This window comes from Rheinheimera pacifica (assembly GCF_024809855.1).
Classification (GTDB): Bacteria; Pseudomonadota; Gammaproteobacteria; order Enterobacterales; family Alteromonadaceae; genus Alishewanella; species Alishewanella pacifica_A.
In genome coordinates this window covers 342,777-364,655 of record NZ_JANUEM010000003.1, presented here as the reverse complement: position 1 = coordinate 364,655, position 21,879 = coordinate 342,777, and the positions used below count along the sequence as shown (strand labels likewise).

Genomic DNA, 21,879 nt, shown 5'->3' with positions numbered 1-21,879 from the left:
AGAATTGCATGAAAACAGCCACCGTTATTACCGCCTTTTTTCTGTTTGCTCTTGGCGGTTGTGCCAGTAAGCCGGTGCCGCCTGATACTGCAACGGCCGACTCAGCCCAACAAAGCACAGCGTCGGCGGCAGAACCAGAAGCCACCGCAGAACCCATAGCCGCAACAGAACAGCTTAGCAGCGGTAAAACCACCACCATTAAAACCTCACAGGGCAATATTGAAATTCAGCCTACAGTGGTGGATATGGCCAGCCGTGATGACCCCGCAACGCCGGAAGATGAAGCGGCAGAGCAATACAATGATCCGCTGGAAGGCTGGAACCGCGCTATGTTTGGTTTTAACCATGTCGCTTACTCTTATGCGCTGATCCCGCTGGTTAAAGGCTACGAATATGTATTACCGGATGTAGTACGCAGCAAAATAGGCAATGCTTTTAGTAATATCCGCGAGCCACTGAGCCTGCTGAATAACCTTGCCGCCGGTGAAGTAAAAGATGCAGGCACTAATCTTGGCCGTTTTTTAATTAACAGTACCGTGGGAATTCTTGGCTTGTTCGACCCCGCCACCGCCTGGTTTGATTTGCCACCGGCAAAGCAATCACTGGCTGATACGCTGGCCGGTTATAATGTTAGCCCCGGCCCCTATCTGGTACTGCCCATACTGGGGCAGAACAATGTGCGGGGTTCAACCTCGGTGGTAAGTGGTGTGCTGCTTGATCCGCTACGGCAAATAACCTCACCGCCTGACACTTATTACCTGCAGGGTGTTGACGCCGTTGATACTTTTTCTGATCGCGCCAGAGTATATGAAAAGCTCTATCAACAGGCTGAAGACCCTTACCTGTATTTTCGTAACCAGTTTTTACAGGGAGTAAAGCGCGATGACGCCTTCAGCAACCAGCCAGAATAATACCGGCTTCAGCTTGTGGCTGGCACAGCGTATTGTGCAGGCACGCTTTGTTATATTGCTGCTATTTATCTTTTTAATTGCTGCCGCAGCATTTTTTGTACAGCAGTTTCGTATCGACGCCTCGGCTGACACCCTGCTGGTAAAAAATAACGCTCTGTATATTAAAACCCAGCAGGCGAATCAGCGTTTTTCACCGGATGAGTTTATTCTGGTGGCTTACAAACCACGCAACGGCGAATTGTTTAGCAACACAACCTTTGCCGACTTAACTGCGCTGAGCACGCAATACAGCAAGCTGGAGCGGGTGCAAAATGTTACCTCTATGCTTAACGTACCGCTGATTGCCGATGCAGCAGCATTAACTACAGACGTTGATGTATCAGCACTTACCTGGCAGAAACAGCAATATTCACCGGCACAAATGCAGCAACTGCTCAGCGACCACCCTATTTTTACCGACTTGCTGCTCAATACTGCCCAAACCGCGGCGGCCATTCAGATAGTATTTAAACCCGATGCGCAGTTAACCGCGCTGGAAAGCGAGATGCTGGCGATTGAGCGCCACACGCTGCAACGCGAACTTAGTGCAGAAGAACAAACCGCACTGACCGAATTGCAGGAGCAGGCAGATCCGCTACGTCAGGCCCTGGTTAAACAGCGCCAGCAGGAAATTGCGCAGATAGAACAAATTAACCAACAGGTACAGCAACGCGCCCAAACCTTTACCGGTGGAGGTTATGTCGTGGCGCAACATCTGGTGGACATTATCACCAGTGATCTCACGGTATTTGGCAGCGCCATTGCCGGCATTATCGCCCTGTTGTTGCTGGTGCTTTACCGCAGCGTGCGCTGGGTGGTGTTTCCGCTATTAGCCTGTGCTGTAAGTGTTTGGCTTACCCTTGGCCTGTTTGCCTTGCTGGACATACGTGCCACCGTTATTTCAGCCAATTTTATTGCGCTACAGCTTATTTTAACGCTGGCAGTGATGATCCACCTTATCGGCGCTTACCGCGAGATCGCCCGTAACGACACCTCGGCCAGCCAACAGCAGCGTGTAATAACCACATTACAGCAAAAACTGGCGCCGTGCTTTTATGCCACAATCACTACCTCTGTCGGTTTTGGCTCGTTAATCTTCAGCGGTATTCAGCCGGTGGTTGATTTTGGTTTTATGATGTTAATTGCAATGCTGATCACCATGAGTGTTAGCTTGCTGCTGTTTCCTGCCCTGCTTAGCCTGCTGAAAAGCAAACCGGAAAACGCCGACTACGCCATACTCAGCATCAGCTTGCAGGCTATCCGCCGTGTGGTGGCGCGGGTACCTTTACGCACGGTTTTTGCCTGCCTGCTACTGTTTGCGCTGCTGTTACCCGGTATTATGCGGCTGAATGTAGAAAACAGCTTTATTAACTATTTTGCCACCGACACCCAGGTGTATCAGGAGCTTAAGTTTATTGATCAGGAATTTGGTGGCTCTACGCCGCTGGATATTGTTATTACCCTTGACCCGGCAAAAACCAAACCGGATTTGCTGCTAAGTGCTGAGCAGTTTAATCAGTTGCATCTGGCCCATGCCGTGGTGGCAGAATTTGCCGCCACCGGCAATGTAACCTCGCTGGTTAACTTTACCACCCTGGCTACCCAGCTTAATGATGGCAAGCCACTGACAGAATATGAATTAAATTCGATTTACCTGTTGCTGGATCAAAAAGTCGTTAACCAGCTGGTGGGGGCTTATTTAACTGAAGATCCGCTGCAGGTGCGCATTGCCACCCGCATTCAGGACACCACAGAAGGGCTTAACCGCGAGCTGCTGATGCAACAGCTGAATCAGGATTTACAATCGGTGGGCCTTAAAGCTGAAGATTACAGCCTTACCAACCTGTTTGTGTTGTATCAGGATATTTTATCGCGGTTGTTTGATTCGCAAATTATGACCTTAGGCCTGGTGTACCTTGGCATGGCAATTATTTTGCTGCTGATCTTCCGCTCATTAAAAATTGCGCTGATAGCCCTGGTGCCTAATGTATGCACCACGCTGGGTATTTTAGGGTTGATTGGCTGGCTGGGTATTCCACTGGACATTATGACCATTACCATCGCCGCTATTGCGATGGGTATCGCAATTGACGACACCATTCACTTCGTGCACAGCTATTTACAGACCCCGGCCGATACTGCGCTTAAAAGCGCTTTTGCCCATACCGGTATGGCAATGTTATTTACCTCTGTCGTTATTGCCGCAGGTTTTGCTGTGTTTGGTTTTTCCAGCTTTTTACCCAGTGTGTATTTTGGCTTGCTGACCGCAGCAGCCATGGTAATGGCACTGGCAGCCGATTTAACCATATTGCCAGCCCTGCTTAACCGCTTTGTTAAGCCTGCAACTAACGTTGCATAATGCAAAAAGCCGGCAAAAACCGGCTTTAGTGGCACCAATGCGGTTATACGCTAACGTGTAAACGCACGTCGACATTACCACGGGTGGCATTTGAATAAGGGCAAACATGGTGCGCTTTTTCTACCAGTTGCTGCGCTGCTGCTTTGTCCATACCCGGCAGGCTGATGAACAAATCAACATCCAGGCCAAAACCACCTTCAATTTTACCAATACCAACTTCAGCACGCAGGCTAAGATCAGCTGGCAGCGCTTGTTTACTTTGGCCTGCAACAAACTTCATTGCACCAATAAAGCAGGCTGAATAACCGGCAGCAAACAACTGCTCTGGGTTGGTTGCCCCGCCACCACCGCCTAATTCTTTTGGTGCGGCCAGTTTAACTTCTAATAAACCATCGCTTGATTTAGCTGCGCCATCACGGCCGCCGGTTGACGTTACTACTGCTTTATAAAGAATATCCATCGTTATTTCCTCAGTTAAGGTTAGTTGCCGTTAGCGAACATCTGCATAATAGAATTAATTAATCTTGCATGCAATATATTTGCATATAACTTTTTTGCCTGAAATATAACTACCAGAGCTATAAGGCTGGCAGCTAAGTTTGCTACACTTGGCTAAAATTGCCGGATTAACGCAAATGAATAAAACTTTACCACTGGAACAGCAACTGTGCTTTGCGCTTTATAGTGCCTCTAATGCTGTGGTGCGGTTGTACCGGCCATTATTACAGCCCTTTGATCTAACCTACCCACAGTATGTGGTAATGCTGGCATTATGGCAGCAGGACAATATCAGCCTGGGTGAACTGGGTAGCAAAACGCTGTTTGATTCAGGCACCTTAACACCGCTGGTAAAAAAGCTTGAACAAAAAGGCTGGCTGAAACGAATACCCTCTGCAGTGGATGAACGGGTAAAGCATGTGGTGCTAACCAGCAGCGGCAAAACGCTGGAAACGGCTGTAGCGGGCGTGATGCCTGCGCTGCGCTGCCAGATATCACTACCAGATGACAGATTAGTGCAGCTAAGGGCATTGGCACGGCAGGTTCAGTCGGATATTCAACAACTTGAACGCTGCTCTGCTGGCTAATAGTCATATACTTCAGACTGTTAGAGTATATTTAAGATGAACTCAGGCTGAATTACACTTAATAACATTAGTTAAATAACAATATTTTTTTACTTTCGTTAAATCATAATCTTAGTTTCAATTGGCTGATTTACTTTATAAAAGTACCAATCTGGCATTTGACGCAAACCCGAATCAACTGCATAGTAATTCCGGCCTTAGCGCCCTGCAATGGAATTGTCAGCATTTACACCGCACGGAAAGCTAATTTCACGCGCAATTAAGACAACTATAAAATCAGATAATGCGCAGACAATGACTTTTGGGGCATCATTATGAGTTCTCTGGCAGCAGTTGCAGATACTGCTTTTTCACCATCAGCAAACACATTAGCAGCACCTTTTAACTGCACCTCTTTGTACAACCCTTTGTTGCATTTTCCCGACTTTTATCAGGCGCGGCTGGCCAGTGTGCAAGAACACCGCAATGAAACATTTCGCTTACGTCATAAAGTGTATTGTGAAGAACTACGCTACGAACCGCCAAGGCCAAATAAACTGGAGTATGATCAGTTTGATCACCGGGCGATCCACTGTGCAATTAAGCACACTGATTCAGATACGCTGGCTGGCACTGTGCGCCTGATCACATCAGCAGCACCAGAGCAATTACTACCGGTGGAGTGCTATTTTGCTAATAGTTTTACCAATACGGCACTGGCACCGGCAAACTTCCCCCGCCGTAATATCTGCGAAATATCGCGCCTTGCGGTGCCCAGAGATATTCGTCACAGCCAGATTATTGAAGCAACAGACGACTATTCCGCGTTAACCAGCTTACAGGGCCAATGCCGCAAACTGGTATCCGTCGCTCTGTATTTGCTGGCAACCCTGATGTGTGTCCGGGACGATCGTTACCACGCCTACGTGATGATTGAACCCTCGCTGGCCAGAATACTTAAAAGAGTAGGTATTCATTTTGTGCAGATTGCCGAAGCGATAGACTTTAACGGCAAGCGTGCGCCTTACTATCTGGATATGCGCACCACCAGAGCAACGCTGAAATCAGACTACCTTAAGTTACGTAATGCCCTTGATGAGCAGCTGTTTGAGCAAAGCAGTGAGTATTTTCACGCTACCCGGCCGCAGTTGGCATATCGTTGACATCTGCTAAAATACCGGCTTAATTCTGCGCACGGGTACCAGACAGTAGTATGGATTCTTTAACACAACTTGCATTAGGCGCTGCTGTTGCTGCCACGGTAATGGGTAAAACGCCGGGCTCACGGCTAAAAACCGTGCTTACCGGTGCGGTGCTGGGTACTTTGCCTGATTTAGATGTGGTAATTGATTATGGCGATGCCGTTAGCAATATGGTGTTGCACCGCACGGAAAGCCATGCGGTTTTATACCAGACATTAGTATCACCACTGCTGGCATGGATGGCGGCAATGGTATGCCAGCAACGACAACATTACTGGCGCTGGCTACTGGCAACCTGGCTTATTCTGCTAACCCACACTGCCATAGATGCCATGACGGTATACGGCACCCAATTTGGTTTACCTTTTACCAATACCCCTTTTGCTGTCGGCAGCATCTTTATTATTGATCCCCTGTATACCCTGCCATTGTTGCTGGGGCTGGGCTATTACCTGCTAAGTAAACCGCGTGGCTTGATAGTAAATGCCGGGGGGCTGGTAGTTTCCAGTGCTTATATGCTGTGGTCAGTGCTGGCACAGCAGCATGTCAGTAATGTTGCGCAAAACAGCCTGCATCAACAGCAACTGGATTACCAGCAAATGCTGGTGACACCAGCGCCGCTGACAACAGTGCTGTGGCGTATTGTGGTTATAACAGAGCAGGGATACGCAGAGGGATTTTATTCATTGTTCGATAGCACTACCGAGATTAGCTTTACGCATATTATGCGGGACCACTCGCTTAAGCAGCAATATGCCAGGCTTAAACCGGTGCAGCAATTACACTGGTTCAGCCGTGGCTTTTATACTGTGCAGCAACAAGGTGATACGCTGCTGCTAACCGATTTACGTATGGGGCAGGAAGGCAGCTATGCTTTTGAATTTGTGGTAGACCCGGAAAATAACCTGCCCGTACAACAGTTGCCGATGCGCCGTGATATGGCAACGGCGTTGCCGTGGTTATGGCAACGCATGTGGGGGCAGCAACTGCCCTCGCCTTACTTAGCTGTTAGCCAATAACCTGATAACCAGACCAATCGGGCCGCATAGGCTGGCTTTGCCCGCTACTGTGCAGGTGAATATATAACCCCTGTAGTTGTTCCAGAGCAAAGCAGTCGTCCAGTTGCAGCAAATCATCTTTGTGCTGGCTGTCGGCATCGGTTAACAGTTGTTGTTTTGCTTTCGCCTTAGCTTCTGCAGCTGAAGCTGCAACGCAAAGCATAAAGTCATGCTGTTCAGCGATTTTATCCGGGTAATAACCACCAAAGTTAACAAAGTACAGTTTATTGCTGCTGTGTTGCGGCTCGTTGTGCAGGCTGACACTGTAACCGTCGATATGGTTAATCTGCATGTAGCTATCAATATGCAGGCCCTTTACGGTGCCAAACCACTGCTGGCATAACAGGTTGTAGGTGTCTTCGATCCGCTTTGCGGCTACAAAGCGTACATCATGTAGTTCAATATTGGCACCCGGCGCTGTGCCGCCTATATACACCAAAAACAGCTGCATTGTGTTCTCCGGTTGTAATAAAAAAACGCAGTATAATGGCGCGCCGAAATACTTGCCAGTACAGAGGAAGTGTCAGATTAATAAGGCTTAAATATGCCACGTCAGCCAGACAGAATGGTGCAGTTACGGCCCGAACTTTTGGCGCGGTATAACGCCTGATCGGCTTTGTCGATCACTAAATCGGCATGCCCCAGTGTGGCAGCACTGATGCCTGCGCTGAAACTACAGAAAAACCGCTGATCAGCTGCGGTAAAAGGTAAAGCGGCAAACAACTCCCGCACCTGCTCTACTACGGTAAAAGCCCGCTCAACACTGCAATCAGGCAGCACCAGTAAAAATTCTTCACCGCCATAACGCCCAACCAGATCGGTTTTACGTAATTGCTGTTTTAACAGGTTAGCTAAATTGGCTATAACCTGATCACCAATTAAATGGCCGTAGTTATCGTTAACCTTTTTAAAGTGATCGATATCCAGCATTACCACGCTGACAGGCTGGCTGCTGCGCACTGCCCGTAACATTTCCAGAGCCAACCGCTCTTTAATATGGGCATGCTGCAACAGGCCGGTAAGGCTGTCGCGCGTCATAATATCAGCCAGTTGTCTGGCCCGTTGTGCACGGGCAAATACCGCCACCAGCAAGGCTGTATCGGTAATAGGTTTGGTAATAAAATCATCGCCCGCTTTAATCAGTGCAGCCAATTGCTGCTCGCCGTCGGTTTCAGACGATAAATAAATAATCGGCACGCCCAGCCAGGCTTGCTGCAACCGCACCAACTGTGCCAATTCGGGGCCAGAGCATAACGGCATATTGACGTCCAACAAAATAACATCCGGATGAAACTGCTTCAGAGATTCAAAAATCAGCGCTGGCTCTGACAACACCTCTACCAGTAAGCCACCCTGGCGTAATACCAACGCATAGTGTTCTGCCAGCAGTTGGTCGTCATCTACCAGCATAACCCTGAATGGTTCACGCTCATTGCGCGATAGCTGTTGCCGCAAACGGGCTTCCAGTTCAGTGATATTCAATGGTTTTACAAAATAGCCGATAGCACCCGCCCGTATAGCGTTTAAATAGCTGCCAAAGTCATTCTGGTGGCTTAGCAGCAGTGCAGGAATGGCTGAGCTTTGCTTTGCCTGTAACCCGGCTATGCGTTGCATACATTGCCCGGGGTTCTGGTGCATATCCAGATCAATAATTAATACTTCAGGAGGGGTATTGGCAATCGCCTGCGCTAAGGTGTCTAAACTGCTGAAGTGGCGGTAACTATAGCCAAAAATATCCAGCATAGTGCTGATTTGCTCTGTTAAAGCAGGCTCATCAGATAACAGATAAACACCGCCCCGCTGTACGGCTGCCACCTCTGCCGTTGCCGGTACTGCAGGGTAGCCGGCTATTGCCGTTGGTAACTTAAGCTGTTGTATATCATCAATCAGGCGCTTTTGTTCTGCCGCGGTAACGGCTGCGCCGGGCACCAGCCAGGGCTTTAGCTGTTGCTCAAACTGCCGCGCCTGCTCGCCAAGCTCAGGTAAACCAAAAGTGCCGGCAGAGCCTGCAAGACTATGCAGTTTGACAGACAAATCCTGAACCTGAGCACGCCAGGCCACATCAGACAGCTGATACAGCAACATTGCCTCTTGCTGTAACAATGGCAACTCTTGCACCAGCCGCATCACATAGGTATGGCGCAACTGTGCCAACTGCTGCTCTAAATCTGTTTTTGACTCTGTCATGCTACGCTGCTTATAAGTTTAATGCCGATGTATCCACTATCCGGCTTCCGGCACTACACAGGCCGTTATATCATCAAGTTAATGAAAAATCTGCTGTAAATTTAGCGCATAACGGTTAAAGATGCTATACATTGGTGCTAAGGCCTAACAGGTTGACACACCGTCCGCAGCCAATACGGAGAGCTCTGTGTAGTAATGCAAATTGAACTGCAGTATATTCTGGCCCAAATCAGCCGTAATCCAAATATCGACAAGGGCGATTTACCCGCAACTAACAGCTTGATTTTAGAGGCTATTACACAAGGCCTGGCTGTTGACCGCGCCAGCATCTGGTTATTATCAGATGATAATCAATTAATGCACTGTGCCTACCAGCTAGATGGTAAGCAGCACAGCACCCCTGATCTGACACTAAGCCGGCAAGACTTCCCCAACTATTTTAGTGCTTTAGACGATGAGCGTAATATTGTTGCAGCCGATGCACATCAGCACCCGCAAACGGCTGAGTTTTCCGATATCTATCTGTCAGTTTCGGGCATTTGCTCTATGCTGGATACTCCTATCCGTCATCATGGTGTTATGGTGGGGATTATTTGTATTGAGCATCGCCAGATTAAACAATGGCAAACAGACGAAATCATCTTTGCCGGCTTTTTGGCCGATATCTATGGCCGGGCGTTAAGTGCATCAGAGCGCGTGCGTTATCAGTGTGAATTAGAACAGCTAAACAGCGGTTTAGAGCAAATTATCAACCAGCGTACACAAGAATTAACCCAGTCGCTTGAACAACTACAGCAAACCCAGCACCGGTTAATTGAAGTGGAAAAAATGGCCAGCCTTGGCCGTTTAGTAGCGGGCATTGCTCACGAAATAAACACCCCGCTGGGTGTTGCCGTTACCGCGATAAGCCATGCTGAAGCAACGTTGTTGGAGTTGGAGCAACTGTTTCAGGCAGGCCAGCTTAGCCGGCAAAAGTTTAGCCACAGCGGTGCCGCAATTAAGCACAGTATTGCTATGGTAAATACCAACCTGCAGCGCACTGTTGATCTGGTAAACAGCTTTAAACAAACTGCTGCAGCCAGCCCGGATCAGCAAGCAGAATGGTTGGTATTAAGCCAGTTTATTCCCAAAGTATTGTGCAGTGTCGATTCACTGCTAAAACAGCATCAGGTTAGTGTCCAACTCGAGGTTCCTGCAACACTACAAGTTCACAGTTTTGCCAGCCCGCTGGCAACCATCCTGACCAGGCTGATAGAGAATGCCTGCCAGCATGCCTTTGATAATCAGCCCTCGCCGCAGATTATGATCCGTGCCAGCCAGCATACCTATAGCTGGCAGTTGGATGTAGCTGATAATGGCCGTGGTATGAACGCAAATGAACTGGCCCGTGCCTTTGAACCCTTTTTTACCACACGCCGCCATACTGGCGCCAAAGGCCTGGGTATGACATTGGTGTTTAATCTGGTTACCCATCTGTTACAAGGCGATGTTAGCCTGCACAATACCGATACAGGCTGTGTGGTAACCCTGCGCTGCCCGCTTACGCTAAGTACCACAACCTGAGCCCATCAACTGAGTATTAAAACACGGGCGCTAACACCTGAATGCTATAACCTGATAGTCAGACCGTCGGCCAATGCTTTGCGGTAAGCCAAAACGCCCGGTATCGTTGCCAATACGGCAGACAATAACAAAATAGCCCCAGCCCAGTATAAGGTAGTTAGTTTGACAATATGCAGGCTGATAAATAAACCAAAATCGGCGGCCAGTTTATCCTGCAACAGGTACAAACTGATAAACAATAAGGCTGCGGCAGATAACATTGATAGTAGTGTTACCAGTAATACCTCAAGCTGAATAAGCACAAACAAATACCACGGATGCGCCCCGGCTGCGCGCAAAATAGCCATTTCGCGTTGCCGCTCTTTCATTGATGCCAGCAAAGTAGTGATCATCCCTACCAGCGCTGCCAGCAGCACCAGCAAACTTATCAGTAATAACAGGTTCTCTACCATACCCAACATTTGCCACAGTTCAGCTAATGCTACCCCCGGCAATATGGCAGTTAATGGCTCATTCTTAAACTCATTAATTTGCCGCTGCAGGGTAAAGGTGGCCATACGCGACTTTAGCCCCACCATAAAAGCAGTAATAGATTTAGGCGTTAAGTCATGCTGCAGTGTCTGTTCACTGCTTAGCTGTCTGCCGGGCATGGGTGCACCCTGCTGCCAGTCCAGGTGAATGGCTTCTATCGCTTCAAGGCTAACATGTACAGTTTGATCTACCGGCGTACCGGTGCGTGCCAGAATACCCACCACGGTAAAGGGTTTGTCTTTGTGCTGGCTGAAACTTACCGCCCCAACCCCATGCGACAGTTCAATTTGCTCGCCCAGCTTATAACCCAGCTTTTGCGCGACTTCAGCACCCAGTACAGTATCAAACACCTGAGCAAAAGGCTCCCCCTGCGCCAATACCAGTGGCTGGCTGTTGGCGTAGCGGTAATGGCTGAAATAATCGGTATTAGTACCCATTACCCGGTACCCACGGTGCGAATCACCCAGTGATATCGGAATTGCCCAGTCTATTTGCGGGTGTTTAATAATACGCTGATAACTGGGCCAGCTAATATTTGCTGTAGCATTACCAATACGAAATACCGAATATAACAATAAGTTAAGCTGACCTGAGCGGGCACCAACAATCAGATCGGTACCCGAAACTGTGCTGGTGAAACTACTTTTTGCCTCAGTACGCAAGTGATCAATACCCAGCAGCAAAGCAATACTTATGGTTAATGATAACCAGGTCATCAGCACGGTACCGCGCCGGTTCCATAAACTTAACCCGGCTAATTTCATCAGCATGGCTGTACTCCTGTGGCTAACTGCTGCATATCCAGCTGATAATGAAAATACTGCGTCAGGCTCTGATCATGGCTAACAAAAATCACTGTGCAGCCATTGGCGTCGGCTTCAGCCAGCATGACCCGCATAAAGGCATCACGGTTATCGCTATCCAGCGCTGACGTGGGCTCATCGGCAATCAGTAAGGTAGGTTTTGGCAGCAGTGCACGGGCAATAGCAACACGTTGTTGCTGGCCTACACTAAGATTGGTGGCCGGTTTATGCCATAAGTCCTGCTGTAAGCCTAAACGTTGCAGCAAGGTTTTTGCCCGGTCTACCGAGTTGGCTTTATTCTGGCCGGCAAAATGGCTGCTAAGCAAAGCGTTATCCAGCACCGACAAATAAGGGATCAGATTAAGCTGCTGAAAGACCACACCAATATGCTTTGCCCGCAGGCTGTCTCGCGTACTGCTGGACAATTTATGCAGCGGCTGCCCATTAACATACAGCTCACCGCTTACCGGGCGGGTAATACCACAAAGTAAATTTAATAAGGTTGTTTTGCCGCTGCCCGAAGCGCCACGCACAAATAAATGCTGGCCGCAGTGTAAGGTCAGCTCTGGTAAGCTTAATTGCCAGCCACCACTTTGGTAATAAAACTGCAGCTGTTTGAGATCAATAGCGGGAATTTTCGGCTTGTCGGTCACAGGTGTCCTCTGTGTCATGTTATGATGTTGGCGTTTTTGCCATTATGCCAACTTAAGGGGGCGAGCTCCAATGCTACGGACGTTATCTGTTGCGTTATACCTGACACTGGTCGCATGTTTTACTGCCGGGCTCAGTGCAAGTGAAGTCAAAACCATTGAATGGACTGACTTAATGCCGGAAGAAGATTTAAAGCTGTTACTGGAAATGCCTGAAGTGCAGCATGATTACAGCCAGCCGTCACCGTTTGACGATGATTATCAGGGTGATGACCCAACCGCACAGCAATGGCAGCAAATTCTTAAATCAGCCAAGGTACGCCCGGAGTTTAATAATACCAAAGTGCGGATACCCGGTTTTATTGTGCCACTGGAGTTTGACAGTGCACAAAACGTGACCAGCTTTTTTCTGGTACCTTATTTTGGCGCCTGTATTCATGTGCCACCACCGCCACCAAACCAGATTATCTATGTCACAGGGGCAAAAAACTTAAAAGCCGATATGATTTATTCACCCTTTTGGATCAGCGGCACATTAACTACTGAAACCATGACCCACGATCTGGGACAGGCAGCTTACAGCCTGAAGGTAGATAAAGTAGAAGAGTATACCTATTAAAGAAACGGCAGCTCAGGCTGCCGTTATCATTTTATGCTTACTGAAAACGTACTGTACTACTGCTGAGCGCCGCTTGTGACGCTCCCTGCTGGCCATTAATAATCCATTGAATATCCATATGCTGTAGTGCCGGTAGCAGTTCGAAAATACGCAGATTCAACTCATTTAACCGTGCCGGGCGCTGGCATAACAGCTGGTAACTGGCATAAAAATCAGCATGGCCTTCATTTGCCTGCAGCTCGGTTAAATCGGTACTGGCCTCAGCCATGGCCAGCTCGCAGTTGGCATCATTGTTAAAACTAAACCATTCGCCCTGATTAAACACCTCAATAGCGGCAGCGACCTCCTGCTTTTGCTCAGCTGTGCTGGGTTTATGCTCAAAGCCCACTACGCTTTGCGCTGCTGATTGAAATGCCAGTTGCATTTCGTTGCCTTCAAGCACCAGTGTTAATACCGCATGGCCATGCACATGAGCCCCAAGTGATACCAGTTCGTCATCATGCTCATCTACCGCATGCTGATGGTCGTGTTTATGTTCAGTTGTACTTTGTTCATGCGCAGCCACTGTTGTTGTATTTAATGCCATTAAGCTGCAAACAAGCAGGCTGGCAACTAAAGAGAGCTTCATAGCATCATTCCTGTTTTAATTTAAGTTATGTGACAATATAACATAAAGCACTTTCTGTACACCAGCCGCTGATCTTGCCCACTCTATACAACGTAAAGCGCTATTGTTGTTGAAATATAACCCGGTTATGGCCAGACTTATTGTAACTTCAGGTGATCAGCTAAGCTTCTACTGGTAGTACGTTTGATTGCCGGTTAGTGCCTATCCTGCTGCAGTGTCTGAGGAGGCTGTTGCTCCAGCCATTGTACTGTCTGCCAGATAGCCTGCATGGCCTTATCAAGAAATGCCGGATCGATACGCTGCCAGGTATCTTGTACCGTATGGTAGTACGCATGCTCCTGACCACCGAAAAACAAATAGGGAATACCAGCGCGGTGAAAAGGCCCGTGATCACTTGCTTCCGGCCAGTTATAACGGGGGTTGTCACGTGCCATCCGGCCTGGGCCACGATGATGTAAAAACTGCAGATGGCTAAAATTGGCCTCTAATTGCGATACCAACGCCGGATAACGTCTGGCGCCTGTCAGATAGAGCTTACCACGCCGGTCTGGCTGGCTAATCATATCCAGATTCAGATTCATTACTATGCCATTAAGTGGTACAGGCGCAGCAGCGATAAAAGCTTTGCTACCATACAAGCCTGTTTCTTCAGCATCAGTGGCGAGAAAAATATAAGAGTACGCCGGGCAAGAATGGTTTAGCCTGGCAGCCAGTTCCAGCATAGCGGCAACCCCGGAAGCATTATCATCAGCACCATGGAAAATTTTTCTGCCCTGTATGCCAAGGTGATCATAATGCGCTGTAACAACAATATAGTGATTGGGATAAGTACACCCCCGGCGTAAGCCCAGCATATTAATACCGGTTTTTTCAGGCCAGGACGAATAGACGAAAGGCTGCTGATAGCTATTGTTAAAACTGTCTAACCGCAACAGGGCATAGCGATTAAAAATCAGTTCACGGGCAAGGGCTATACCTGCAGTGCCGGTTTTACGCCCCTGCATATCTGCAGCGCTTAGTTGCTGAATATCGGTCAGCAGATCTGCTCTGGCACAAAATGCGATTAGCAGTAACGCAGTAACAAACCGCTTGGGCATAATCAGTGCGCAGACTGCCGTAGTTTTAGCGCTTCAAGTTTTGCGTGATAACGTTGTTGTGTATTGTTATCTGCAACCAGCTCTGCCGCTTTGCTAAGCACCTGTTGTGCTCTGCCAGGCTCATTATTACGGTAATACGCTAATGCCAGCTCCAGTTGTAACTGATGCATGTAAGGCGCTTGCTCTGCTGCTTTATAGAGATAAGTTACCGCTTCCTGATACTGACTTTTTTGTTGTGCGGTTTTCCCCAGCATATACCACAGATATGGGTCATACTCGTCAAGTGATAACAAAGAAAGCAGCATTTCCTGTGCAATGTCCGCTTCTCCCTGGCTTCGTTTTAGCACAGCATAATTACTAAGCAGGGTTGCTTTACTTGGCGAGACATCAAGGCCATATTGATAAAACTGCTCAGCCAGTTGCATTTCATCCATACGCCGGTGAACCACCGCAGCCAGATTAATAATAGCGCTATAATCAGGAGCATATTGCAGTGCGTTTTTTAGCAACGCCAATGCCTGATCGTACTGCTCAGCTAGCAAAGCATCAGCTGCCAGATTACGATAAAACATAGCAATAAAGGTTTGCTGCGTAATTCTGGGGCCGGCGATATCTGCTGATGACGGCATATAATCCACTACTATTGAAGGCTTAATAAAATGCCATTTATCTTTTTCTGCTGTAAAATCAGGGTCATATAGAAAAGTTCTGACATGATCTGAAGACACCATCAAATCTCTTTCAAAACTCAGCACAGGTGCAGAGATAATGCTCTGAAACTCTATTTCCACACCCGCCAAATCGGCCAGAGCCTTGGTCAGCACAGCCAGAGATATACAGTTTCCACTTTTAAGTGCATAAGCCTCTGTTGCAGTGTAGTTTTTACCCTGATAGTCAAAACCAGATAAATGTTGCGCCAAAAACTGATATACCCGCCGGTGAGCTGCGACATCCTGATGAGCAGGCGCATTAAAATACGCCAGAAATTCTGCCTGCTGCGATGCTGACAGCTGAAAAATATCATCGACCGTGGGCGTCGTAGCATTCGCGCTTTCTAACAACGCTGAATAAGGTAAAACTGCAATATTAGTATTAACTTGCGCCGGGGTAGTGCTGCAAGCACCAAGGTAAAGGCAGCTAAAACCCAGCCCCAAAAGATACAATGACTTATAAACAGGCATAATACATCCAGGTTAAATACTTATTAACCTTGTTATATCGCATCCTCGTCTTCTTCGCCAGTGCGGATACGTACTACACGTTCAACATCAAACACAAAAATTTTACCATCTCCGATACGGCCGGTTTGTGCAGTTTTCATAATAGCTTCAACGCAGCGCTCTACCTGATCGTCGGTAACCACTATATCCAGTTTTACTTTAGGCAAAAAATCGACCATGTACTCTGCGCCGCGATACAACTCGGTATGGCCTTTTTGCCGGCCAAAACCTTTAACTTCAGTAACTGTCATACCGGTAATACTGATATCTGCCAGCGCTTCACGCACGTCATCCAGCTTAAAAGGTTTAATAATGGCTTCAATTTTTTTCATCGTAATTTCCGTCAGTTAAGCGCCAGTGATAGTGGCAGTATAATACAAGGGCGAATGCTGTTCAGCAGTTAATCAATAAGAATCACTTGATCTGCTAAGGGTAAAACACGATAAGATAGACAGGTATTTTCAGCAGAGGCCTAAACAGTATGAATGCAGCACAAATTATTGCCGAAATGCGGGTGTTACCGCAGATAGACGCGGAGTTTGAAATCCGCCGCCGGGTCGATTTTATTAAGCAACGTCTTAGCACTTCTGGCATGAAAACTTTAGTGCTGGGTATAAGCGGTGGTATCGACTCTACCACCTGTGGCCGTTTAGCCCAATTGGCTGTAGATGAACTGAACAAAACCGGTAAGGGTTATCAATTTATTGCTGTGCGCCTGCCATATGCTACGCAAAAAGATGAAGCCGAAGCACAGATGGCAGTTGATTTTATTCAGCCAGGCAAAGCGTTATCCGTAAACGTGCAACCCGGCGCTGATGCCATTCATCAGGCTACTTTCAGTGCCCTGGCGGCTGATGGTCTGGCTACTGCCAGTGAGGCTCAGGCCGATTTTGCCAGAGGTAATGTAAAAGCTCGTACCCGTATGGTTATCCAATATCATATCGCCGCCCTGTTGGGAGGCTTAGTGCTGGGCACTGATCATTCAGCTGAGAATATTACCGGCTTTTATACCAAATGGGGCGACGGTGCCTGCGACTTGGCGCCGTTGTTTGGTTTAAGCAAACGCCAGGTACGTTTATTGGGTAAGACATTGGGAGCACCAGATGTGCTGGTGCGCAAAACACCCACTGCCGATTTGGAATGTCTGGCCCCGCAAAAAGCAGATGAAGCAGCGCTTGGCTTAACTTACGAGCAAATAGATGATTTCCTGGAAGGTAAAACTGTAGCTACTGATGTAAGTGAAAAGCTGATTGGTATTTATCTGAAAACACAGCATAAGCGTCAGCCGATACCCACCATCTACGACTAGAAGCAATTATTTTACATTAAAGCAATAAATGCTACGCTTTTTGCAGGACAACAGTTGCAAGGAGCGTTCTATGCCACACACAATATACAGAGGCTTTAGCTTACCAGAGCTGATGATTACGCTGGCCATTCTGATCATTTTCGCCACCGTCGCGGTACCGGCCATGGCTGAATTTATTGATCGCCAGCGTGCTACTGCTTATGTGCGCCAGTTTAGCCAACATCTGGCTTTTGCCCGGATTGCAGCTACCAGCAGTAACCTGCCGGTACAACTATGTCCTGCTGTCGGGGGAAAATGCGAAGCAAACTGGCAAACTGCACCGGTACAGTTATCTCTGCTTTACCCTGATACCAACGAGCGCACCTTATTGCGCGAAATACCGGCAATTTATCCGCGACATAAACTGATCTATAACCGCGAAGCCATAACATTCCGCCGGGATGGGAGTTTAAATGGTTTTGAAAACGGTACTTTTTACTATTGCCCGCAACAAAGTTATCAGTGGCATTACCGGCTTACTGTAAATCAGGCTGGTCGTAACCGCTTAACTGAAGTTGCAGCTCCTTGCCCGGCCTGACCAGGGCGTGTTGACGTTTGCTGGTTGTTTTTGCAGCTGGGTGGCTGGTATTTATACAAGGCAGAGCTTGTGATGTGTAGTTATTCTACATGAACAAGCGATAACGCAGTAGAAATGCCAGCCACACGCTGCCCGAAGGGTTCGCTTGGCGGCGCTTTGCTCTTTGTCACTCGTCGTTTATTTAGAATAACTAAACTGCACTCCTCGTTTCGCGATCAAAACACCGCCAAGCGAACAAAATATAACCAGCAAACGTCAACACGCCCTAGTTCCAGCAAGACTGTGTTTGTGGCTCCTGGCCGTTACGCTGCCCAAGGTTATTCAACGTAAACAGCGGGCATTCGCTGTCAGCCTGCTGCGGCCCCTGCACCTGTGCTGTCAGCTCAAATTCCTGCTGCGCTGCAAAGAGGTTAATTTTAAACTGATAACGCTCTGATACTTTAGCTCCCAGCATTACTAAATCTGCCGAATACACTCCATAGTCGGCAAAATGCTGCTCTTGGGCATTTGCCAGTTGCAGCAGCTGCGATATTGCGTCTGCGCGATAACTGCGTAACACGTACTGCTGGTAAGACGGGTAACATATCGCCGCCAGAATACCCACTATAACCACTGCTATTAGTAACTCGATTAAACTAAAACCTGATTTACCAGTTTGCATTTAGTGCCCACCCTGCTCTGCCTGAAAAGTTGCCAGCGTACTGAGCCGGGGAAACTGATCAGCAGTCAATGCTGTAACACAGTTGGCACAATCAGGCGTAATCGCCAGTAAGTCAGCATGTACTCTGTGCTGTTGTTGGCCATGTTGCAAACTTAACTCAAGCTCGCCGTGCAGGTTTTTCTGTAATACCAGTTGGCCGTGGTCTAACGCTGTTATCTGCCAGTGCCTTCTGGCATACACAGCCCCGGCATGATGCAAATGTAATGCATGGATTTGTAGTTCGGTATGCTCTGCCAGGCTGCAATCCGGCTGTACAGCCGCTACCTCAGCCGAACTCAGGTACACTACCCCGGCATAAACCTGCGGCACTGCGGTAATACGTTTATTCATCTGAACATACCAGCCTGCACCCAGCTGTATCTGCTGCCACAGTTGCTCGGCAATACCTGCGGCTGTCTCAGCATGGCTCAGATAAGTTCTGTCTGTCAGATCACCCAGTTGTACCATAGCTCGCTGCTGCAAATGCCTGACTACCAGTAAGGTGTCGCCTCCCTCTGCCATGCTGGCAATAATCAGCAACATCGTCTGGCGCTGTAACTGGCCGCTACCAACAGGTGCTAAAGTATGCACAAGTTGTAACGGCTGGCGAAACTCTGCCGCCATAGTGCTAAAATCAGCCACCAGTTCAGGCCTGGCAAAACCACGGCTGCTAAGTGGGATAAACCATAAATGGCCGCTGGTATCAATGGCATAAACTGCGTCGGCTATACCATCATAATTTTGGTCCAGTACTACCGGCTGCGCTTTAATACTGCTGATGTGGCCGGTTTCAGTTGGCCAGTTTGTCAGTTGATCCAGCAGCACTGAACTGTCAGCGCTGTGTATCTTAAGTACACCTTCAGCATCAGGTATATCCAGCTGAACATTATTGCTCAGGCTAACTTTTCTTGCTGGGCCATCATCTGACAATGACGGTAACGTTGCGGTAACAGCAATCGGGTTGTTCAAATCACAGCTGTAGCCGCTGCTACTTGCCGCAGACAACATAATAAAGGTAAGCCAGTGCTTTAGCATTTTAGTCTGGCTCCTGTATCAGCATTGTTTTCAGTACCAGGCTGCTGTAACCGGCATAAAAAAGCTTACTGTCTGAATAAGCAGCAGTATCAACCTGTACGACTTCACATTGTATTGCCCCGCCAGACCAGGCCGCATAGCTAGCCGGACAAGTTGTCATGGTGCGCCTGCTGGCTATAGCTACTTCGCTCAGTGTATTTAACGCTGCACTATGCTGTGCCAAAGCCTCTTGTGTAGTTTGTAACTGCTGCTGTCCGGCATAAGCTGCTTTGTGGCTCAGCTGGGTAACCAGCAGCATGGCTGAGATTAGCAAGCTCATCACCAGTAAAAACACCATCGCCATAATAAGCACCATACCTCGGTGTGCTGTCATGATCCCTCCTGCAATGCCGCATTCTGGAAAAAGATACTGCTGCTAACCAATAATCTGCGGTAATGATCGCCTGGCGCAATAAACTCCGAAGCGCCCATGTCATAGTGCTGATTATTGATATAACCGGGATCAGGCTGGCGGGCACGCAGCAGTACATAATAGCGGATACTGATAATACGGCTGTTTTTCTGCCACCAGAAATCTGACGCCATCTGCTGGGTTGGTAAAAAATAATTCAGCTGACCATTAAGGCTGGTGTCGACACCGAATTCAAAATGCATGCGCTCTACACCATCAAGTACTGAATCAGTACTGATCGTGGCGGTGCCCGCCTGATTTCTGGCCAGGCGCTTGCGCATCAGCACAGGTATGTTATTGCCGTCTACACGTTGCGACTGCAGATAAAACACCAGATGTTGATAAGGAAAATAATCATAAGCGGCGCTAAGCGCCGGGCTACTGCTGTCAACAAAACGGCTGTGTTGCCAGTCTGTCTCCAGATAGAACCGGTTTTGTCGCATTTCTGCTGGTATGGTCAGTTGGCCAACCAGCCGCTTTACCTGCAACAGCTCACTATCCGCTATGGTTTGGGTAATACAATTCAGCTGAGTCCCGGCGCCAGCGAGACTGGCATATACCGTGACAAAGTTGCGCCCGGCCTGAGGAAAGCTGCCGCTATCCAGCGTATCGTCAACACAGTCCGGCGCCGGAGAAGCTGGCATAGGTAACGTAGCCGCCAGCATAGGATCAGCCCTCCCACCCCAAAAACCGGTATTGGTAAGCTCATTCTGAAACAGGCTCATTACCAGTTGTGCATTTTGCTGTAATTCTGCTAATTGCTGTGCCTGCCTGGCTGAGCGGCTTAAACTGCTAAATGCGATTAACACCATGCTGAGTAAAAACAGTGCCAGCGACATCGCAATAAGCAATTCTGTTAAAGTAAAACCTGCAGTCCGGCGCACGGTTACCTCCAGCGGCTTTGCACAGTAAAGCCACTTCTGCCATTGCCGACGGTGCAAGGCTGACCAGTTGTCTCAGCAGAATATGCCCGTTGCTGCCAGCTAATATCCAGCCTTACAGCGGCCCCCAGTGACTGCAGACAAAATTCAGGTTCATAAAAGCGGCTAACATGTTGTGACTGGAACGGAGAAAACAAGTGATATAGCTGGGCATCTGCCAGTTGTTCTGCAGAGCATGTTGCTGCAGGGCTGCATACAGCAACTGCAGGTAACTCTGTATATTGGGTAACTCGCTGGCCAACAGTAGTACGCAAACTCTGGTTAGCTCTTAACTCATTGAGTAAAGCATAACTCAGCGCCACAGCCTGGGTACGCTGAGTGGCATCCTGCACCTGACGCAATGCTACTGTTTGCGCGGCAAGTATGCCTAACAGGCCAACCTTTAAAACCAGCAGTGTAATTAATACTTCAACCAGACTGAATCCATGTTGTAACCGCATATCCATATGCCTAAGGCCAATAAACTTAACCTTAAAGTTACAACATTATTTCAAAAGATCAAATTTAATTCTAAATCACCAGCATTGCCTTACATCTGCTATATCAAAACCACTCTTGGCACCTTTACGGCCAGCTTGATTGAGTATCAGTACACCACATTCATCTGTAGCCTGGCTGCCTATTGGTGTTGCATTCAACGTATATGTTCTGACAGCCTGATCTGACACAGAAAAAGTATACCGCGTGTCAATATCGTTTATGCACTGCAAAACCGGTATATCAATGCCCTCATAGCTGAAAGACGCCGTGTAGCTGCGTTCCATAAACTGAGAGAGTTCTGTCAGGCAAGCTGCAGCCGCAGCTCTGCCTGAACGCTGCACATAGCCCATATAGGAAGGGTAAGCAATGGCAGCAAGAATACCAACAATAGCAACAACAACCATTAACTCAATCAGGGTGACACCTTTTTGCTTGCGTCTTATCTTCATATATTT

24 protein-coding genes are annotated in these 21,879 nt (G+C 48.1%); 9 read left to right on the top strand and 15 right to left on the bottom strand.

The annotated features are described in order from the left end of the window. The first annotated feature begins 8 nt into the window (after positions 1-8). Both M2404_RS06825 and M2404_RS06820 read left to right on the top strand, forming a co-directional pair. On the top strand, positions 9-911 hold the full coding sequence (locus M2404_RS06825) for an MlaA family lipoprotein (protein ID WP_259238980.1): 903 nt from the start codon (positions 9-11) through the stop codon (positions 909-911). Further along, positions 883-3,309, top strand: a complete 2,427-nt coding sequence (locus M2404_RS06820) for an efflux RND transporter permease subunit (protein WP_259238979.1) — start codon at positions 883-885, stop codon at positions 3,307-3,309. The genes M2404_RS06825 and M2404_RS06820 overlap by 29 nt, the downstream gene beginning before the upstream one ends. Before the next feature lie 43 nt (positions 3,310-3,352). Here M2404_RS06820 and M2404_RS06815 read toward each other — a convergent pair whose 3' ends face one another. Beyond that, positions 3,353-3,769 (bottom strand): organic hydroperoxide resistance protein, encoded by a 417-nt coding sequence (locus M2404_RS06815; RefSeq protein WP_215395770.1) that lies wholly within the window; start codon positions 3,767-3,769, stop codon positions 3,353-3,355. A 175-nt stretch (positions 3,770-3,944) separates the two neighbouring features. Between M2404_RS06815 and M2404_RS06810 the strand changes: the two genes are divergently transcribed. From M2404_RS06810 to M2404_RS06800, 3 genes are all read left to right on the top strand, one after another. Continuing rightward, positions 3,945-4,394 (top strand): MarR family winged helix-turn-helix transcriptional regulator, encoded by a 450-nt coding sequence (locus tag M2404_RS06810; protein WP_259238978.1) that lies wholly within the window; start codon positions 3,945-3,947, stop codon positions 4,392-4,394. Positions 4,395-4,708: 314 nt separating this feature from the next. Then, positions 4,709-5,536: a PEP-CTERM/exosortase system-associated acyltransferase gene (locus tag M2404_RS06805; RefSeq protein WP_259238977.1), complete on the top strand. Its 828-nt coding sequence runs from the start codon at positions 4,709-4,711 to the stop codon at positions 5,534-5,536. Positions 5,537-5,586: 50 nt separating this feature from the next. After that, on the top strand, positions 5,587-6,594 hold the full coding sequence (locus M2404_RS06800) for a metal-dependent hydrolase (protein WP_259238976.1): 1,008 nt from the start codon (positions 5,587-5,589) through the stop codon (positions 6,592-6,594). Here the strand turns inward: M2404_RS06800 and M2404_RS06795 are convergent. Beyond that, entirely contained in the window at positions 6,584-7,084 is a 501-nt protein-coding gene (locus tag M2404_RS06795; protein WP_259238975.1) for a DUF1543 domain-containing protein, read from the bottom strand. The genes M2404_RS06800 and M2404_RS06795 overlap by 11 nt on opposite strands. A gap of 101 nt (positions 7,085-7,185) precedes the next feature. After that, entirely contained in the window at positions 7,186-8,820 is a 1,635-nt protein-coding gene (locus M2404_RS06790; protein WP_259238974.1) for a diguanylate cyclase, read from the bottom strand. A 195-nt stretch (positions 8,821-9,015) separates the two neighbouring features. On the opposite strand from M2404_RS06790, the gene M2404_RS06785 reads away from it, so the two are divergent. After that, the gene (locus M2404_RS06785) at positions 9,016-10,383 is read left to right on the top strand and encodes an ATP-binding protein (protein WP_259238973.1); all 1,368 of its coding nucleotides are present in this window, start codon (positions 9,016-9,018) and stop codon (positions 10,381-10,383) included. 44 nt (positions 10,384-10,427) lie between these two features. On the opposite strand, the gene M2404_RS06780 is transcribed toward M2404_RS06785, so the two are convergent. After that, positions 10,428-11,684 (bottom strand): ABC transporter permease, encoded by a 1,257-nt coding sequence (locus tag M2404_RS06780; protein WP_259238972.1) that lies wholly within the window; start codon positions 11,682-11,684, stop codon positions 10,428-10,430. After that, the gene (locus M2404_RS06775; protein ID WP_259238971.1) at positions 11,678-12,388 is read right to left on the bottom strand and encodes an ABC transporter ATP-binding protein; all 711 of its coding nucleotides are present in this window, start codon (positions 12,386-12,388) and stop codon (positions 11,678-11,680) included. The genes M2404_RS06780 and M2404_RS06775 overlap by 7 nt, the downstream gene beginning before the upstream one ends. 52 nt (positions 12,389-12,440) lie before the next feature. Here M2404_RS06775 and M2404_RS06770 point away from each other — a divergent pair, with 52 nt between their 5' ends. Continuing rightward, the gene (locus M2404_RS06770; protein WP_259238970.1) at positions 12,441-12,986 is read left to right on the top strand and encodes a DUF3299 domain-containing protein; all 546 of its coding nucleotides are present in this window, start codon (positions 12,441-12,443) and stop codon (positions 12,984-12,986) included. Positions 12,987-13,023: 37 nt separating this feature from the next. Here the strand turns inward: M2404_RS06770 and M2404_RS06765 are convergent, their stop codons facing one another. The 4 genes from M2404_RS06765 to glnB form a co-directional block, all read right to left on the bottom strand. Further along, positions 13,024-13,614 (bottom strand): DUF2796 domain-containing protein, encoded by a 591-nt coding sequence (locus tag M2404_RS06765; RefSeq protein ID WP_259238969.1) that lies wholly within the window; start codon positions 13,612-13,614, stop codon positions 13,024-13,026. A gap of 194 nt (positions 13,615-13,808) precedes the next feature. Beyond that, positions 13,809-14,711: a M28 family peptidase gene (locus M2404_RS06760; protein ID WP_259238968.1), complete on the bottom strand. Its 903-nt coding sequence runs from the start codon at positions 14,709-14,711 to the stop codon at positions 13,809-13,811. A 2-nt stretch (positions 14,712-14,713) separates the two neighbouring features. Then, positions 14,714-15,892, bottom strand: a complete 1,179-nt coding sequence (locus M2404_RS06755; RefSeq protein WP_259238967.1) for a tetratricopeptide repeat protein — start codon at positions 15,890-15,892, stop codon at positions 14,714-14,716. A gap of 32 nt (positions 15,893-15,924) precedes the next feature. Then, positions 15,925-16,263, bottom strand: a complete 339-nt coding sequence (gene glnB, locus M2404_RS06750) for a nitrogen regulatory protein P-II (protein ID WP_068228692.1) — start codon at positions 16,261-16,263, stop codon at positions 15,925-15,927. 149 nt (positions 16,264-16,412) lie between these two features. Here glnB and nadE point away from each other — a divergent pair, with 149 nt between their 5' ends. Continuing rightward, positions 16,413-17,240, top strand: coding sequence for an ammonia-dependent NAD(+) synthetase (gene nadE, locus M2404_RS06745; RefSeq protein ID WP_259238966.1), 828 nt, complete (start codon positions 16,413-16,415; stop codon positions 17,238-17,240). Between the two features lie 70 nt (positions 17,241-17,310). Further along, a complete protein-coding gene (locus M2404_RS06740) occupies positions 17,311-17,817 on the top strand; it encodes a GspH/FimT family pseudopilin (RefSeq protein ID WP_259238965.1) in 507 nt (168 codons plus the stop codon). 265 nt (positions 17,818-18,082) lie between these two features. Here the strand turns inward: M2404_RS06740 and M2404_RS06735 are convergent, their stop codons facing one another. The 6 genes from M2404_RS06735 to M2404_RS06710 all read right to left on the bottom strand — a co-directional run bounded on the left by M2404_RS06735 (position 18,083) and on the right by M2404_RS06710 (position 21,873). Further along, positions 18,083-18,478, bottom strand: coding sequence for a type IV pilin protein (locus tag M2404_RS06735; protein WP_259238964.1), 396 nt, complete (start codon positions 18,476-18,478; stop codon positions 18,083-18,085). Next, positions 18,479-19,552, bottom strand: a complete 1,074-nt coding sequence (locus tag M2404_RS06730; RefSeq protein WP_259238963.1) for a hypothetical protein — start codon at positions 19,550-19,552, stop codon at positions 18,479-18,481. 1 nt (position 19,553) lies between these two features. Next, entirely contained in the window at positions 19,554-19,925 is a 372-nt protein-coding gene (locus M2404_RS06725; RefSeq protein WP_259238962.1) for a hypothetical protein, read from the bottom strand. After that, complete coding sequence (locus M2404_RS06720) at positions 19,922-20,887, bottom strand: PilW family protein (RefSeq protein WP_259238961.1); 966 nt, start codon at positions 20,885-20,887, stop codon at positions 19,922-19,924. Before M2404_RS06720 ends, M2404_RS06725 begins: the two co-directional genes overlap by 4 nt. A 2-nt stretch (positions 20,888-20,889) precedes the next feature. Continuing rightward, positions 20,890-21,384 carry a type IV pilus modification protein PilV gene (gene pilV / locus M2404_RS06715; RefSeq protein WP_259238960.1) on the bottom strand — a complete coding sequence of 165 codons (495 nt, stop codon included), beginning with the start codon at positions 21,382-21,384 and terminating at the stop codon, positions 20,890-20,892. A 75-nt stretch (positions 21,385-21,459) separates the two neighbouring features. After that, positions 21,460-21,873 carry a type IV pilin protein gene (locus M2404_RS06710; protein WP_259238959.1) on the bottom strand — a complete coding sequence of 138 codons (414 nt, stop codon included), beginning with the start codon at positions 21,871-21,873 and terminating at the stop codon, positions 21,460-21,462. Positions 21,874-21,879 lie beyond the last annotated feature (6 nt).

What these genes read in the sequence shown, in the direction of transcription:
- M2404_RS06825 (WP_259238980.1), top strand. Translation starts at nt 9, where the DNA reads ATGAAAACAGCCACCGTTATTACCGCCTTTTTTCTGTTTGCTCTTGGC.
- M2404_RS06820 (WP_259238979.1), top strand. Translation starts at nt 883, where the DNA reads ATGACGCCTTCAGCAACCAGCCAGAATAATACCGGCTTCAGCTTGTGG.
- M2404_RS06815 (WP_215395770.1), bottom strand. Translation starts at nt 3,769, where the DNA reads ATGGATATTCTTTATAAAGCAGTAGTAACGTCAACCGGCGGCCGTGAT.
- M2404_RS06810 (WP_259238978.1), top strand. Translation starts at nt 3,945, where the DNA reads ATGAATAAAACTTTACCACTGGAACAGCAACTGTGCTTTGCGCTTTAT.
- M2404_RS06805 (WP_259238977.1), top strand. Translation starts at nt 4,709, where the DNA reads ATGAGTTCTCTGGCAGCAGTTGCAGATACTGCTTTTTCACCATCAGCA.
- M2404_RS06800 (WP_259238976.1), top strand. Translation starts at nt 5,587, where the DNA reads ATGGATTCTTTAACACAACTTGCATTAGGCGCTGCTGTTGCTGCCACG.
- M2404_RS06795 (WP_259238975.1), bottom strand. Translation starts at nt 7,084, where the DNA reads ATGCAGCTGTTTTTGGTGTATATAGGCGGCACAGCGCCGGGTGCCAAT.
- M2404_RS06790 (WP_259238974.1), bottom strand. Translation starts at nt 8,820, where the DNA reads ATGACAGAGTCAAAAACAGATTTAGAGCAGCAGTTGGCACAGTTGCGC.
- M2404_RS06785 (WP_259238973.1), top strand. Translation starts at nt 9,016, where the DNA reads ATGCAAATTGAACTGCAGTATATTCTGGCCCAAATCAGCCGTAATCCA.
- M2404_RS06780 (WP_259238972.1), bottom strand. Translation starts at nt 11,684, where the DNA reads ATGCTGATGAAATTAGCCGGGTTAAGTTTATGGAACCGGCGCGGTACC.
- M2404_RS06775 (WP_259238971.1), bottom strand. Translation starts at nt 12,388, where the DNA reads ATGACACAGAGGACACCTGTGACCGACAAGCCGAAAATTCCCGCTATT.
- M2404_RS06770 (WP_259238970.1), top strand. Translation starts at nt 12,441, where the DNA reads ATGCTACGGACGTTATCTGTTGCGTTATACCTGACACTGGTCGCATGT.
- M2404_RS06765 (WP_259238969.1), bottom strand. Translation starts at nt 13,614, where the DNA reads ATGAAGCTCTCTTTAGTTGCCAGCCTGCTTGTTTGCAGCTTAATGGCA.
- M2404_RS06760 (WP_259238968.1), bottom strand. Translation starts at nt 14,711, where the DNA reads ATGCCCAAGCGGTTTGTTACTGCGTTACTGCTAATCGCATTTTGTGCC.
- M2404_RS06755 (WP_259238967.1), bottom strand. Translation starts at nt 15,892, where the DNA reads ATGCCTGTTTATAAGTCATTGTATCTTTTGGGGCTGGGTTTTAGCTGC.
- glnB (WP_068228692.1), bottom strand. Translation starts at nt 16,263, where the DNA reads ATGAAAAAAATTGAAGCCATTATTAAACCTTTTAAGCTGGATGACGTG.
- nadE (WP_259238966.1), top strand. Translation starts at nt 16,413, where the DNA reads ATGAATGCAGCACAAATTATTGCCGAAATGCGGGTGTTACCGCAGATA.
- M2404_RS06740 (WP_259238965.1), top strand. Translation starts at nt 17,311, where the DNA reads ATGCCACACACAATATACAGAGGCTTTAGCTTACCAGAGCTGATGATT.
- M2404_RS06735 (WP_259238964.1), bottom strand. Translation starts at nt 18,478, where the DNA reads ATGCAAACTGGTAAATCAGGTTTTAGTTTAATCGAGTTACTAATAGCA.
- M2404_RS06730 (WP_259238963.1), bottom strand. Translation starts at nt 19,552, where the DNA reads ATGCTAAAGCACTGGCTTACCTTTATTATGTTGTCTGCGGCAAGTAGC.
- M2404_RS06725 (WP_259238962.1), bottom strand. Translation starts at nt 19,925, where the DNA reads ATGACAGCACACCGAGGTATGGTGCTTATTATGGCGATGGTGTTTTTA.
- pilV (WP_259238960.1), bottom strand. Translation starts at nt 21,384, where the DNA reads ATGCGGTTACAACATGGATTCAGTCTGGTTGAAGTATTAATTACACTG.
- M2404_RS06710 (WP_259238959.1), bottom strand. Translation starts at nt 21,873, where the DNA reads ATGAAGATAAGACGCAAGCAAAAAGGTGTCACCCTGATTGAGTTAATG.